Here is a 12,465-nt window from a genome sequence, read left to right on the forward strand (position 1 = left end):
ATCCGGGAGGACCCAATATTGCCAGGCTTGCCCAGCAGGGTAATCCGACTGCATTTGATTTTCCACGTCCGATGTTACACCAGGGTCTGACCTTTTCATTTAGTGGCTTAAAAACTGCTGTTTCGGTCCAGCTTAAAAAAGTTGGAGGCCAAAATCGTGAAGCCGATATTGCTGCCAGTTTTCAAGAAGCTATTGTCGATACTTTAGTAAAAAAATCAGTCAAGGCATTAAAACAGACCGGGTTAAACCGTTTGGTAATAGCAGGTGGTGTAAGTGCAAACCAGCGTTTACGTGAAAAGCTGGAAAGCAGCTTAAATAGAATTAAAGCTTCAGTTTATTATGCTGAGCCTGCACTCTGTACAGATAATGGTGCCATGATTGCATTTGCTGGTTACCAGCGTCTGAAAGCAGGACAACAGGATGGCTTATCTGTAACCACTACACCGCGCTGGCCAATGACAGAGCTGACTCGTCCGGCAGAAATATAATTTTGGTTTAATTAAGGAAGAGGCTTTTGCCTCTTTTTTATTTTCTATTGATCTGGTGTTTAAAATGAATAAATATTTTACTTGCTATGTGGTTGCTTCTCTTTTTCTTTCTGGTTGTACGGTTCAGCATAATTTAATAAATGAAACCCAGAGTGAGATTGTTCAAGGACATAATCAGGTGATTCATCAATACTTTGATGAAAAAAACACCTCAGGTGTGCTGGTTATTCAAACAGATAAAAAAATTAATCTGTATGGTAATGCTCTAAGCCGTGCAAATACAGAATATGTGCCAGCCTCTACATTTAAAATGTTGAATGCCCTGATCGGATTGGAGAACCAGAAAACGGATATTAATGAAATATTTAAATGGAAGGGCGAGAAAAGGTCATTTATCGCTTGGGAAAAAGACATGACACTAGGAGAAGCCATGAAGCTTTCCGCAGTCCCAGTCTATCAAGAACTTGCAAGACGTATTGGTCTTGATCTCATGCAAAAAGAAGTAGAACGTATTGATTTCGGTAATACTGAAATTGGACAGCAGGTTGATAATTTCTGGTTGGTAGGGCCATTAAAGGTTACGCCTATTCAAGAGGTAGAGTTTGTTTCTCAATTGGCGCATACACAGCTTCCATTTAGTGAAAAAGTGCAGGCTAATGTAAAAAATATGCTTCTTTTAGAAGAGAGTAATGGCTACAAAATTTTTGGAAAGACTGGTTGGGCAATGGATATAAAACCACAAGTGGGCTGGTTGACCGGCTGGGTTGAGCAGCCAGATGGAAAAATTGTCGCTTTTGCATTAAATATGGAAATGCGGTCAGAAATGCCGGCATCTATACGTAATGAATTATTGATGAAATCATTAAAACAGCTGAATATTATTTAAGAGCTTGACAGAAACTCTAATTTTATAAAAAGCCCATTTGAGATAAATGGGCCTTTTATAATCTGACTAATAATGAAACCTGTTAATATTTCTAGTTTAAAATTTTACAGTGCTTTTAGTTGTTGTGATCCAATCCAGTGTTTAGAGAACTGATAGGCGGCACGTCCTGACCGTTGACCACGTGCCTGACACCAGCGTAGGGCTTCAGCATGGGCTTCGTCATTCATTGGCATATCTGTTTTAGCAAGATAGTGTTCTACAATGGTTAAATACAGGTTTTGATCCATTGGATAGAATGAAAGCCACATTCCAAAACGATCCGAGAGTGAAATTTTTTCCTCAATGGCTTCTTGTGGATGCAACTCGGTATATTGCGGTACATCTACACGAGTCACTGGCGTGTTCTCATGCATAAATTCTGGTAACAGATGTCGACGGTTGCTGGTTGCATAAATAATAAAATTACTTGAACCTGACTGTAATGAGCCATCAAGTACACTTTTTAAGCTGCGATAGTTTTCATCTTCAGCATTAAAGGCCAGATCATCGCAGTAGACAATGAACTTTTCCGGACGCTTCTGGATGAGCTTCTGGATTTCAGGAAGATCGGACAGATCATCACGTTCAATTTCAATTAAACGTAATCCTTGATCTTTATACTCGGTTAAAAGGGCACGGACAATTGAAGATTTTCCTGTGCCGCGTGAACCAGTAAGGAGAACATCATTGGCTGGCAGATTCTGCAAAAATTGTCGTGTATTTTGAATAATTTTTTCTTTTTGTCTTTCGATTCCTTTCAGGTCATCTAAATAGATTTGTTTCGGTTCGAAAATGGGTTTAAGTTGTTTATCCTGCCATTTATAAGCCGGAGCAGAGAAGTCTGTCTGCTGTTTAAGCTCAGGTAAAAATTGCTGGACCTGCTGTAATACGGTAGAGAGAGTTTGAAGTATATTCTCTGGTAGAGTGAGGTTTGTCATAATTTTTCAGGTGTTATCGAAATAGCTAAATAGTAGCACTAGCAATACCGTAAATAGTACTACAATATCAAAAAGGCCAATGAATTATAGTTTTTTGCAATTGATTAGTGGCGAAAAAGATCAGATATTCTCAATAAAAACTTTGAGCACAAATATCAAAGGATAGGCACATAATGTTAAAAGAATTAACTCAAACTATTAATCCGCATCAGGCATATCGGGTTAAGAAATTAAAACATCAGCTGGAAGGGGCCGAATCCTATGAAGAGTGGAAATCTGTTGCATTAAAACTTGATGAAGAAACCGGTGCTCAAGAATGGAAACTCGACAATAGCTCTCCTTATTTTGATGCAGAGATTATTTCACATCGTTTGAACCTGCTTAAAAAATATCGCCTGCAGCAGCGTACTTTAGACCTAGTCGCTATTTTACGTGAAGGCTTAAGTTATGATATTGCGAACATTGGCCATCCAATGTTGTTTACCGCAACGTATATTGGTACTAAAAAAATAATTGAAGATTACATTGAGGAAATGAGCGCAAGCTTGGCTTATATTGCCTCTAATGAATGTCATAGCTTTAGCCTGAAAGAAAAAATAGACTTTTTTGAAAACTGCCAGATTGCTTATGGACAGCCCGTACTCATGTTTTCAGGCGGCGCTACTTTAGGGTTATTTCATACAGGGGTCTGTAAAACCCTGATTGAACAAGATTTGATGCCCAAAGTGCTGTCAGGTTCGAGTGCAGGCGCCATTATGACTGCCATGCTAGGGGTTTCTTCGCCTAATGAACTAGAAAGTATTATGAGTGGAGAGAGTTTTTTTACCGAAGCTTTCCATTTTCGTAAACTGACTGATGTACTCAAAGGTAATGGCGGTCTGGCTGATGTGCGCTATCTCAAGCAGTTTCTGATGGAAAATCTTGGAGACCTGACTTTTGCTGAAGCCTATGAAAAATCCGGTCTACACATTAACGTTGCTGTGGCACCATATGATGCAACACAAAATGCCCGGATTATGAATGCCTATACTGCACCTAACTTGCTGGTCTGGAGCGCTGTATTGGCTTCCTGTGCGGTTCCAGTTCTTTTCCCACCGGTACGATTGACCAGCAAACGCTATGATGGTCAATATACCCAATATATGGGCAATACCAAATGGGTAGATGGCAGTGTACGCAGTGATTTCCCACAAGAAAAAATGGCCCGCCTGTATAACCTGAATTATAGTATCGCCAGTCAGGTGAATCCGCATGTTGTGCCATTTATGCAAAGTGATGAAAACCGCTATCGTAAAGATGTTCTGAGCTGGCCCGAACGGATTGTACGGCGTCAAGGTAAAGTGATCGCTATGGGAATGATGGATTTTACTCGTGAACGCTTAGGTGCAATCCAGCCTGTGCGCCGGTTGCTTGATCACGGCTATGGCATTATTGGACAACGTTATTATGGCGATGTAAATATTATCGCCAAATATAATTTACGTCATTATAGCTATATGCTGAAGAATCCGCGACCACATCTGTTTAAGCTACTACAGCGCGAAGGAGAGCAGGCAACCTGGCCTAAAATCTCCATGATTGAAATTCATGCCCGTATCGGAAAAACAATTCAGCATTGTCTGGAGCTTCTACATTATCAAGAAACTCAACAAGAGAAAAGTCAAGATCATGCAGATGCCTGATCTTGAGAATTCATTTGAAAGCCTGATTCTGCGAAATGGCCTGTCAAGCCAGAGGTTTGGCCGCCGTTTATATCATTTGAGCCAAAACGGAACACCGTATTGGCTCAAATTCCAACTGCCCAAAGTGCAGCCCGAATATGAAAAAGGATTTTTACATGAACTGCAAATTTATCGAAGGCTGGGAAAATTAGAGCCAAGTATTCTTCTGCCTGCACGTATCATTGAGTTAAATCAGATTGCAGAATTTAGCTACTTAAAAGGAGAGGGACTAATTCTGCCTCACGGTGATTACTGGTTGGGTCAGCCTGCACAGCAACTATCTTTTGAACAAGTACAGCAGAAAATTTTTGCAATGTTAGGCTGTTTGCAAATTTTGCATCAAACTGGCTGGATTCATGGTGACTTAAAGCCACAGCATTTTTTATATTGCCATAATCAGCTCACTTTAATTGATTTTGAGCAGAGTCAGTCGGTTACACAAGTTCATAAGACCACCGCATTGAATGCTACACCACGCTATATGGCGCCAGAACTGTTTCATGGAGAAATAAAAACGGTTAGAACTGATTTATATGCACTTGGAGTTATTTTATATGAGTGGTTAAGTGGCCAACGTCTAAGTGCCAGAAATTATCAGGATTGGGCAGTGCTACACTGTCAGACGTTAAAAATAAGATTACCAGACGCATTTATGCCATTTTTTCCGCTTTTAAATGGCTTGTTAAGCAAATATAAAGATCAGCGTTTTCAACAGGTAAATGAAGCGCTCTATTATTTGAAATATTAGAAATGTTTCAAAAATATACATAAGTTTTTGATTTGTTTTTTATTTAAGCAAACGCTAGGTTTTTTCATAAAAAGGGCTTGTCATGATTCTGTCTTCTCTATAATATACACAGCCATCGGGGGCGTGGCGAAATTGGTAGACGCACTGGATTTAGGTTCCAGCGCCGCGAGGTGTAAGAGTTCGAGTCTCTTCGCCCCCACCATTTTAAAGAGAATTATTTTCTTTAATATTTATTCAGGTGAAAACCCTGAATACGCTTCAAATAGAGGATTGGTGTAATGGTAGCATGACGGTCTCCAAAACCGTTCGTCAAGGTTCGAATCCTTGATCCTCTGCCAATTATCTTTTGAGATAATTTTATATCATCGGGGGCGTGGCGAAATTGGTAGACGCACTGGATTTAGGTTCCAGCGCCGCGAGGTGTAAGAGTTCGAGTCTCTTCGCCCCCACCAATGATGATAGATAACGGGGATGTGGCGAAATTGGTAGACGCACTAGCTTCAGGTGCTAGCGCCGCGAGGTGTAGGAGTTCGAGTCTCCTCATCCCCACCAGATTCAAAAAGACCAGTATATTTAATACTGGTCTTTTTTTTATGGGAGAAATTATTGAAAACTTGAAAAAGTACCAGCTATTTAAAATTATATAAGCTGGCCTTTTAAATATTAATGCAAAAAATATAAATAAAATGATTCACTTAAGCTTTTAGATGATCTTCGAATTCTTCCCCGAGTTGCACAGCCAGAGAATTACCTGAAAGTTCACAAGTGACTAGGCCATATTGTTTTTTAAAACTGAATGTAAACCCACGGCCATCGGCCAGACTTTTAACTGAGTACCCCAATTTTTCTAACCAGATTTTGAAAGCTATTAAATTTTTTGCTTTGACAACTCTTTTCATCAGAGATCTCCTGCTTGACATATAAGTAAATTAATAAGGCTATTGCTTTATAATTTAAAGGGCAGATATATATCTTTTGGTGAGATAATATTATTTTAATTAATATAGAGTTGTAAAAATAATCAAATTTTACAGAAAATATTTTATTTAACTTATTGAATAAATTACTTTTAAACTAAATAGGCCTGTAGAAAAAACTTTAATCAGGTAATTGTAAAAAATAATGTCTAATTTAAGAAAAAATAATTATCTAGGCTGTTAAAAGCTATGTATAAATCAACCTCAAGACAGCTTGTTGAAAGGCTTATCCTTAGCAAGGATAAACCCAGTTCAAAATTATGAACCACTTAGAAATTATCTTTTAGTATGCGAATACGCGAAAACTCTTCTTCGCTCTCCACCCTTAAAAAAGGATTGGTTTCAAGTTCCAGTGCAATCGTAGTTGGAAGTGTGCATTGATGGGAGTCACGCATTTTTCTCACCTGCTCCACACGGCTATGTAGTGCCAGATTATCTGGTTCAACTGTCAGCGCAAATTCAGCATTGGAGAGTGTATATTCATGGGTACAATATACTTGTGTCCTTGGAGGTAAAGCGGCTAACCGGTTAAGTGAGTGATACATCTGTGCATATGTCCCTTCAAATACTCGCCCACACCCCATGGCAAATAAAGTATCACCACAAAATAAAATGTCTAGCTCATCAATAAAATAAACAATATGGCCCAAGGTGTGTCCCGGTACAGCTAAAATATCTACTTTTAAATGATTAAATTTAAAGTGATTCTCATGCTGTAAGGGACGAGAAATAAAGGGGATATGGCTAAGTTCTTCTCGTGGCCCATAGACTGGAATATTCCGCTCAGTAATCAGTTCAGGCACACCACCAATGTGATCCTTATGCCAATGAGTGAGCCAAATCTGTGATAATATGAGGTTATGGGTTTGACAGAACTCTTGTACGAGTTGAGCCTCAGTAGGATCAATTACAACTGCTTCCTTAGTTGAACTATCTTCAAGTATCCAGATATAATTCTGAAGCTGGTTTTTAACATCAATGCAATGCACTTTATATGTCATGTTTTTCCTAAACACTCAGATCTTTTTATTAGTATAACCAATCTCCAGAAAGAATTATGTGCTTATATTTTTCGACCAGAAAGAAAAAAGCCCGCCATTAGCGAGCTTAATTTATTGATAAAAAATTAGCTCTGTTCGCGTGCAATTGCACGATACCCAATATCTTTACGGTATTGAACGCCATCAAACGTTACTTTTTCACAAAACTCTAATGCTTTCGCTTGCGCTTCACCAATGGTGTTACCAAGTGCAGTTACGCAAAGTACACGACCGCCAGCAGTCACGATGTCACCATTTTCATTGGCTTTTGTACCTGCATGGAATACTTTGGCATCTGTCATTTCAGTGTTTAGACCAGAAATCACATCACCACTGCTTGAGGTTTCTGGATAGCCTTTAGACGCTAAAACGATACCAACCGTTTTACGCTCATCCCATTCAGCTTCTGAAGGCAAATTACCTTCAATACCTGCTTGAACTAAATCCACCAAAGATGATTTTAAACGCATCATAATTGGTTGCGTTTCAGGGTCGCCAAAACGACAGTTAAACTCGATTACTTTCGGTTGACCTTGTTCATCAATCATTAAGCCTGCATATAAGAAACCTGTATAAACATGACCGTCTTTTTTCATACCTTCAACGGTAGGACGCATCACTTCATTCATAGTTTTTTCAAATACGTCAGCAGTCACCACAGGCGCAGGAGAGTAAGCACCCATACCACCAGTGTTAGGACCTTGGTCTCCTTCAAAAATGCGTTTGTGATCCTGTGAAGTGGCCATTGGCAAGATGTTGTCACCATCGATCATACAAATGAAAGATGCTTCTTCACCCGAAAGGAATTCTTCGATCACAACACGAGAACCCGCATCACCAAATTTGTTACCAGCAAGCATGTCGTCAATCGCAGCAAATGCTTCTTCATTGGTCATCGCAACGATTACGCCTTTACCTGCAGCAAGGCCGTCAGCCTTGATCACAATTGGCGCGCCATTTTTCTCAACAAATGCTTTGGCAGCATCTACTTCAGTGAACACGTCATAGAAAGCAGTAGGGATGTTGTGGCGTTTAAGGAAGTGTTTTGCGAATGCTTTAGAGCCTTCTAGTTGTGCTGCAAATTTCGTTGGACCCCAAATTTTGATACCTGCAGCGCGGCAAGCATCGACTACGCCGTTTACAAGTGGTGCTTCAGGACCGACAACAATCAATTCAACCGCATTGTTTTTGGCAAAATCAATAATGGTAGGGTTGTCGAGAATGTCTAAAGCGACATTTTCACATTTATTTTCAGTTGCAGTACCTGCATTACCTGGCGCTACAAAAACTTTTGCAACTTGATCGTCTTGTGCGATTTTCCACGCCAATGCATGTTCACGGCCGCCACTACCCAAAACTAAAATGTTCATCTTTAGAAAATTCCCTCGAAAATGAAATTCCACAAACCCAATGAGGTTCAAAATTATTTAATATCTTATAGCAAGATATTAAATAATCTACTGATGTAGCAAACCCTCCTTGTGAAAAGAAGGGTCTGGAATTTATACTTAAAAATTAGTGGCGGAAATGACGCATGCCAGTAAAGACCATGGCAATTCCATGTTCATCCGCAGCAGCAATCGTTTCTTCATCACGCATTGAACCGCCTGGCTGAATAATGCATTTGATACCTGCTTTGGCAGCATTGTCGATACCATCGCGGAACGGGAAAAATGCATCTGATGCCATGACTGCACCTTCAACTATAAGTCCTGCATGTTCCGCTTTGATTGCAGCAATACGAGCTGAGTTAACACGGCTCATTTGACCTGCGCCCACACCAATCGTTTGGCGGTTTTTAGCATACACAATCGCGTTAGATTTTACGTATTTCGCCACTTTCCAGGCAAAAATCAGATCATCGATTTCCTGTTCAGTTGGTGCACGTTTCGTCACAACTTTAAGATCATCTTTAGTGATCATGCCCAAGTCTTGATCTTGAACCAGCAAACCGCCATTTACACGTTTATAGTCAAGCTGTGGAGCACGTTCATCAATCGCAGGAAGCTCGCCACAAACCAGTACACGTACATTTTTCTTCGCACCAGTGACTTCAAGCACGCCTTCAGCAATACTTGGTGCAATGATCACTTCAACGAATTGACGGTCAACAATCGCCTGTGCAGTTTCGACGTCTAATTGACGGTTGAATGCAATGATGCCACCGAATGCAGATTCTGGATCCGTTGCGTATGCAAGGTCATACGCTGCTTTGATACCGTCTAGAGAAACTGCAACGCCACATGGATTCGCGTGTTTTACAATCACGCAAGCAGGTTTGGCAAATGATTTCACACATTCAAGTGCTGCATCAGTATCAGCAATATTATTATAAGATAATTCTTTACCTTGTAATTGTTTTGCAGTGGCAACAGAAGCTTCGGTTGCTGCTGGATCTATATAGAATGCAGCAGATTGATGCGGGTTTTCACCGTAACGTAAATCTTGAGCTTTATTTAACTGAGTATTGAACGTACGTGGGAATTTATCTGCTTGGCCTTCTTCTTTACCGACACGAGCGCCTAAGTAAGATGCAATCATACCGTCGTATTGTGCAGTATGTTCAAATGCTTTCACTGCCAGGTCAAAACGGGTTGCATAAGATAGGGACCCTTCAGCTTTAAGCTCAGCAATCACAGTTGCATAATCAGAAGCATTTACTACAATACCTACAGAGGCATGATTTTTTGCCGCAGCACGAACCATGGTAGGGCCACCGATGTCGATGTTCTCAATTGCATCTGCCAGTGAACAGTCAGGTTTTGCAACAGTAGCAGCAAATGGGTACAGGTTAACAACGACCAGATCAATCGGAGCAATATTGTGTTCTTGCATAACAGCTTCGTCTAGACCACGACGTGCAAGAATACCCCCATGAATTTTTGGATGCAGGGTTTTAACACGGCCATCCATCATTTCTGGAAAACCGGTATGCTCTGATACTTCAACCACAGCAATATTATTGTCTTTAAGTAGTTTGTAAGTACCACCAGTTGAAAGGATCTCCACTCCTAATGCAACAAGGTTTTGAGCAAAATCTACGATGCCCGTCTTATCAGAAACAGAGATTAAAGCGCGTTTAATAGTCATGATTTTTAAGTCTACAGATTAAAACAAATAGGCATAAAAAATGCCCACGAAGCGTGAGCATTTTATCATTTATTCACTCATCAAACCGTGAGCTTTCAACTTTTTACGTAAAGTACCACGGTTCAGTCCAAGAATCTCGGCGGCCCGTGTCTGGTTACCGCGAGTATATTCTAGAACTACAGATAAAAGAGGTTTCTCCATTTCTGCCAGCACCATGTCATATACCTGAGATGGTTGCTCACCTTGCAAAGACGCAAAGTAATGGCGAACCGCGCGATCTACATGGATGCGAAGTGCAACATCAGATTGTGCAGTAAAAATAGGAGATTTGCTATTCATGCGAGTTAATCCGAAAATCAAATATCACTTGGGTAAAGCGATAAATATGGTCTAGAAAAATGAAGCTCCGTCTTAGATCCTAAAAACGGAGCTCTAAAACTGGAAACAACTAGCTTGCCACAACTTCTCAAAATTGAGCAAAAAATAAGCGTAACAATAGTTGAAGTTTTGTTACAGTTACTTTTCAAAACAAAAAATCGGCTCCATGCGCTAAATTTATATAAAGCACATATTGCTTAACTGTATTTGTTGTGGATAAAAGCGAGAAGTATGTAAGGCTAAGCTTTCGTGGCGCGTATGATAACATTGTCTAAGAAAAAGTGAGCAAATTAACTGCAATTTTTTTTAATTTTTTTACAATTATGGACGGATTATTTCTAAATGGTAGTCATCAAAGTCTTTGCAGTCCACTGGAACCGTAAATTTGAACTTAAATGGACTATGCGTTGGTATACGGCGAACTTTATATAAATCATTCGTGAGATACTGTTCAGGGAGTATTACTGTATTAAGAATCTCTGCATTATGCTTATTAAGGCTAAGCTTGATACTTGGTATTTGAAGACTATTTTCATATTCATTCACTATTACACCAGAAAAAACTGTTTGTCCTTTACCGGCACGATTAACTTTAACTTTATCAATTTTAACCTGAGAATAATAATCTTCCAGTTTTTCACAAGTCAGTACGGTACACACCTGTTTAAATAACAGGTTAAAGAAGGGACTATCATTGATTATTTTAGGGTTAAACCAGAGTACCTGTAATATAAGCACCATAGCCAACAATACATTGATACTACCCCAGAGCAGATAATAAAATCTTGTACTTCTAGGGTGGGGAGCTTCTTTAAGTGCATTGCCCCCTGAAAGATGCAGGGCTGGAAGTGATAACGTGCTTTCATTATGAAAATAATTCAGATTGTTCAGATAAGTCAGCAGGTCAATATTTGAGTTCTCAATCTTGCGTTCAAAAATATCAAGAATATTTGCACTGGGCTCTGAACCAATTTTTTTACGTTCTCCAATATGGGTAGGTAAAGTACTTTTCTTTATTGCAGAGCCCCGTGTTTCAGAGGAAACAGCAGGCTGAACCAGATGAGTTAGCGCATTAAAATTGATAGAACATTTAGGACAACAGACCATACCCTGAGCAATTGTAAGCTGGGTTAATGTTACCTTATAGATAGTAGTACACTTGGGGCAGCGGGTCTGTTTGTCACTCATCATTAAGTGCTCTCTATTATTAGTACTGCTGACGTTTTCCTGAAATACGGCACCAGTTTTCTTCACGTTTCTCTACGTCCAGAATATCGAAGTATTCTGAATAAACGCCAGATACATCATTTACCTGTTCTTCAATCACGCCTGCCAGTGCAAACTCACCTTCGGACTTGATCAATGTTGAGAACTCAGAAGCTAATGCCATAAGAGGACCAGCAAGAATGTTTGCAACAAGTACATCGGCTTGCTGACCTTTAAAAACAGTATTAAATTCCTCGGGTAATCCCACATATAATCGTTCTAGTACGCCATTTAGCTCGGCATTCTGCTGGGTAGCCAGTACAGCTTGTGGATCAATATCAGTAGCGTAAACCTGTTTCGCCCCTAACAGTAAGGCAGCGACACCTAAAATTCCGGAGCCACAGCCATAGTCGATCACAACTTTATCTTTAAGATCTGTCTTACCGAGCCATTGCAGACACAAGAAAGTACTTGCATGATTTCCTGTACCAAAAGCCAAGCCTGGATCAAGCTTAATATTGACTGCACCGGTTTCTGGCGGCTCTAACCATTCAGGCACGATCCAGAATTTTTCACCAATCTGAATGGGCTCATAATAATCCATCCATGAGCGTTCCCAGACTTGGTCTTCAAGCTCTTCACTGCAAATAGATGCTTCAGGTAACTGGGCATGAATAAAGGCTTCAAGCTTTTCTGTATCAATCGGATCATTTTCATCATCCTGATAGATACCTGTGACAATAACTTTATTCCATAGCGGGGTTTCGCCTGGAAGCGGCTCAAGCAGGTCTTGGTTTTCTGCATCATCTAAGGTCACGCTGACTGCCCCTAATGACATCAGCAATGTTTCAGTCAAATCAACCTGGTCCTGATTAACAGTAATATGAATTTGTAACCACTTCACAAGAAATAACCCAATCTATGTTTATTAAAAGACTATTGTAGCCGATTCAT

12 protein-coding genes and 4 tRNA genes are annotated in these 12,465 nt (G+C 40.0%); 8 read left to right on the forward strand and 8 right to left on the reverse strand.

The window, feature by feature from the left end; translation table 11 throughout:
- A partial coding sequence (locus tag B3X18_RS08470; RefSeq protein WP_286935397.1) for a tRNA (adenosine(37)-N6)-threonylcarbamoyltransferase complex transferase subunit TsaD occupies positions 1-488 on the forward strand: 488 nt, incomplete at its 5' end.
- A gap of 64 nt (positions 489-552) precedes the next feature.
- Complete coding sequence (locus B3X18_RS08475) at positions 553-1,374, forward strand: OXA-23 family carbapenem-hydrolyzing class D beta-lactamase OXA-812 (protein WP_034688190.1); 822 nt, start codon at positions 553-555, stop codon at positions 1,372-1,374.
- A 104-nt stretch (positions 1,375-1,478) separates the two neighbouring features.
- Here B3X18_RS08475 and B3X18_RS08480 read toward each other — a convergent pair whose 3' ends face one another.
- A complete protein-coding gene (locus B3X18_RS08480; protein WP_005014884.1) occupies positions 1,479-2,351 on the reverse strand; it encodes an ATP-binding protein in 873 nt (290 codons plus the stop codon).
- Between the two features lie 173 nt (positions 2,352-2,524).
- Between B3X18_RS08480 and B3X18_RS08485 the strand changes: the two genes are divergently transcribed.
- The 6 genes from B3X18_RS08485 to B3X18_RS08510 all read left to right on the forward strand — a co-directional run bounded on the left by B3X18_RS08485 (position 2,525) and on the right by B3X18_RS08510 (position 5,372).
- Positions 2,525-4,033, forward strand: a complete 1,509-nt coding sequence (locus tag B3X18_RS08485; protein ID WP_005025427.1) for a DUF3336 domain-containing protein — start codon at positions 2,525-2,527, stop codon at positions 4,031-4,033.
- Positions 4,026-4,820, forward strand: coding sequence for a serine/threonine protein kinase (locus tag B3X18_RS08490; protein ID WP_017401266.1), 795 nt, complete (start codon positions 4,026-4,028; stop codon positions 4,818-4,820). Before B3X18_RS08485 ends, B3X18_RS08490 begins: the two co-directional genes overlap by 8 nt.
- A 117-nt stretch (positions 4,821-4,937) precedes the next feature.
- Positions 4,938-5,022: transfer RNA gene (locus B3X18_RS08495), tRNA-Leu, on the forward strand.
- Positions 5,023-5,084: 62 nt separating this feature from the next.
- A tRNA-Trp gene (locus B3X18_RS08500) sits at positions 5,085-5,158 on the forward strand.
- A 29-nt stretch (positions 5,159-5,187) separates the two neighbouring features.
- Positions 5,188-5,272, forward strand: a tRNA-Leu gene (locus tag B3X18_RS08505).
- Positions 5,273-5,287: 15 nt separating this feature from the next.
- Positions 5,288-5,372 (forward strand) — tRNA-Leu (locus tag B3X18_RS08510).
- A 143-nt stretch (positions 5,373-5,515) separates the two neighbouring features.
- Here B3X18_RS08510 and B3X18_RS08515 read toward each other — a convergent pair.
- The 7 genes from B3X18_RS08515 to prmA form a co-directional block, all read right to left on the reverse strand.
- Positions 5,516-5,719, reverse strand: coding sequence for a hypothetical protein (locus B3X18_RS08515; protein WP_005014876.1), 204 nt, complete (start codon positions 5,717-5,719; stop codon positions 5,516-5,518).
- Positions 5,720-6,066: 347 nt separating this feature from the next.
- Positions 6,067-6,798 (reverse strand): hydroxyacylglutathione hydrolase, encoded by a 732-nt coding sequence (gene gloB / locus B3X18_RS08520; protein WP_017401265.1) that lies wholly within the window; start codon positions 6,796-6,798, stop codon positions 6,067-6,069.
- Positions 6,799-6,923: 125 nt separating this feature from the next.
- Complete coding sequence (gene purD / locus B3X18_RS08525) at positions 6,924-8,207, reverse strand: phosphoribosylamine--glycine ligase (protein ID WP_034670104.1); 1,284 nt, start codon at positions 8,205-8,207, stop codon at positions 6,924-6,926.
- A 145-nt stretch (positions 8,208-8,352) separates the two neighbouring features.
- Positions 8,353-9,927 (reverse strand): bifunctional phosphoribosylaminoimidazolecarboxamide formyltransferase/IMP cyclohydrolase, encoded by a 1,575-nt coding sequence (gene purH / locus B3X18_RS08530; protein WP_005405101.1) that lies wholly within the window; start codon positions 9,925-9,927, stop codon positions 8,353-8,355.
- Positions 9,928-9,996: 69 nt separating this feature from the next.
- On the reverse strand, positions 9,997-10,266 hold the full coding sequence (fis, locus tag B3X18_RS08535; RefSeq protein WP_005014868.1) for a DNA-binding transcriptional regulator Fis: 270 nt from the start codon (positions 10,264-10,266) through the stop codon (positions 9,997-9,999).
- 360 nt (positions 10,267-10,626) lie between these two features.
- Entirely contained in the window at positions 10,627-11,496 is an 870-nt protein-coding gene (locus B3X18_RS08540) for a DUF3426 domain-containing protein (protein WP_005014863.1), read from the reverse strand.
- Positions 11,497-11,512: 16 nt separating this feature from the next.
- Complete coding sequence (gene prmA / locus B3X18_RS08545; protein WP_005014855.1) at positions 11,513-12,415, reverse strand: 50S ribosomal protein L11 methyltransferase; 903 nt, start codon at positions 12,413-12,415, stop codon at positions 11,513-11,515.
- Between the last annotated feature and the right edge of the window lie 50 nt (positions 12,416-12,465).

This window comes from Acinetobacter sp. UBA6571, assembly GCF_002434085.1.
Lineage (GTDB): Bacteria > Pseudomonadota > Gammaproteobacteria > Pseudomonadales > Moraxellaceae > Acinetobacter > Acinetobacter radioresistens.

Excerpts from the sequence above, each read along its gene's own strand:
- gloB (WP_017401265.1), bottom strand. The coding sequence starts at position 6,798 with ATGACATATAAAGTGCATTGCATTGATGTTAAAAACCAGCTTCAGAAT.
- B3X18_RS08515 (WP_005014876.1), bottom strand. The coding sequence starts at position 5,719 with ATGAAAAGAGTTGTCAAAGCAAAAAATTTAATAGCTTTCAAAATCTGG.
- B3X18_RS08540 (WP_005014863.1), bottom strand. The coding sequence starts at position 11,496 with ATGATGAGTGACAAACAGACCCGCTGCCCCAAGTGTACTACTATCTAT.
- B3X18_RS08475 (WP_034688190.1), top strand. The coding sequence starts at position 553 with ATGAATAAATATTTTACTTGCTATGTGGTTGCTTCTCTTTTTCTTTCT.
- fis (WP_005014868.1), bottom strand. The coding sequence starts at position 10,266 with ATGAATAGCAAATCTCCTATTTTTACTGCACAATCTGATGTTGCACTT.
- B3X18_RS08490 (WP_017401266.1), top strand. The coding sequence starts at position 4,026 with ATGCCTGATCTTGAGAATTCATTTGAAAGCCTGATTCTGCGAAATGGC.
- B3X18_RS08480 (WP_005014884.1), bottom strand. The coding sequence starts at position 2,351 with ATGACAAACCTCACTCTACCAGAGAATATACTTCAAACTCTCTCTACC.
- purD (WP_034670104.1), bottom strand. The coding sequence starts at position 8,207 with ATGAACATTTTAGTTTTGGGTAGTGGCGGCCGTGAACATGCATTGGCG.
- B3X18_RS08485 (WP_005025427.1), top strand. The coding sequence starts at position 2,525 with ATGTTAAAAGAATTAACTCAAACTATTAATCCGCATCAGGCATATCGG.
- purH (WP_005405101.1), bottom strand. The coding sequence starts at position 9,927 with ATGACTATTAAACGCGCTTTAATCTCTGTTTCTGATAAGACGGGCATC.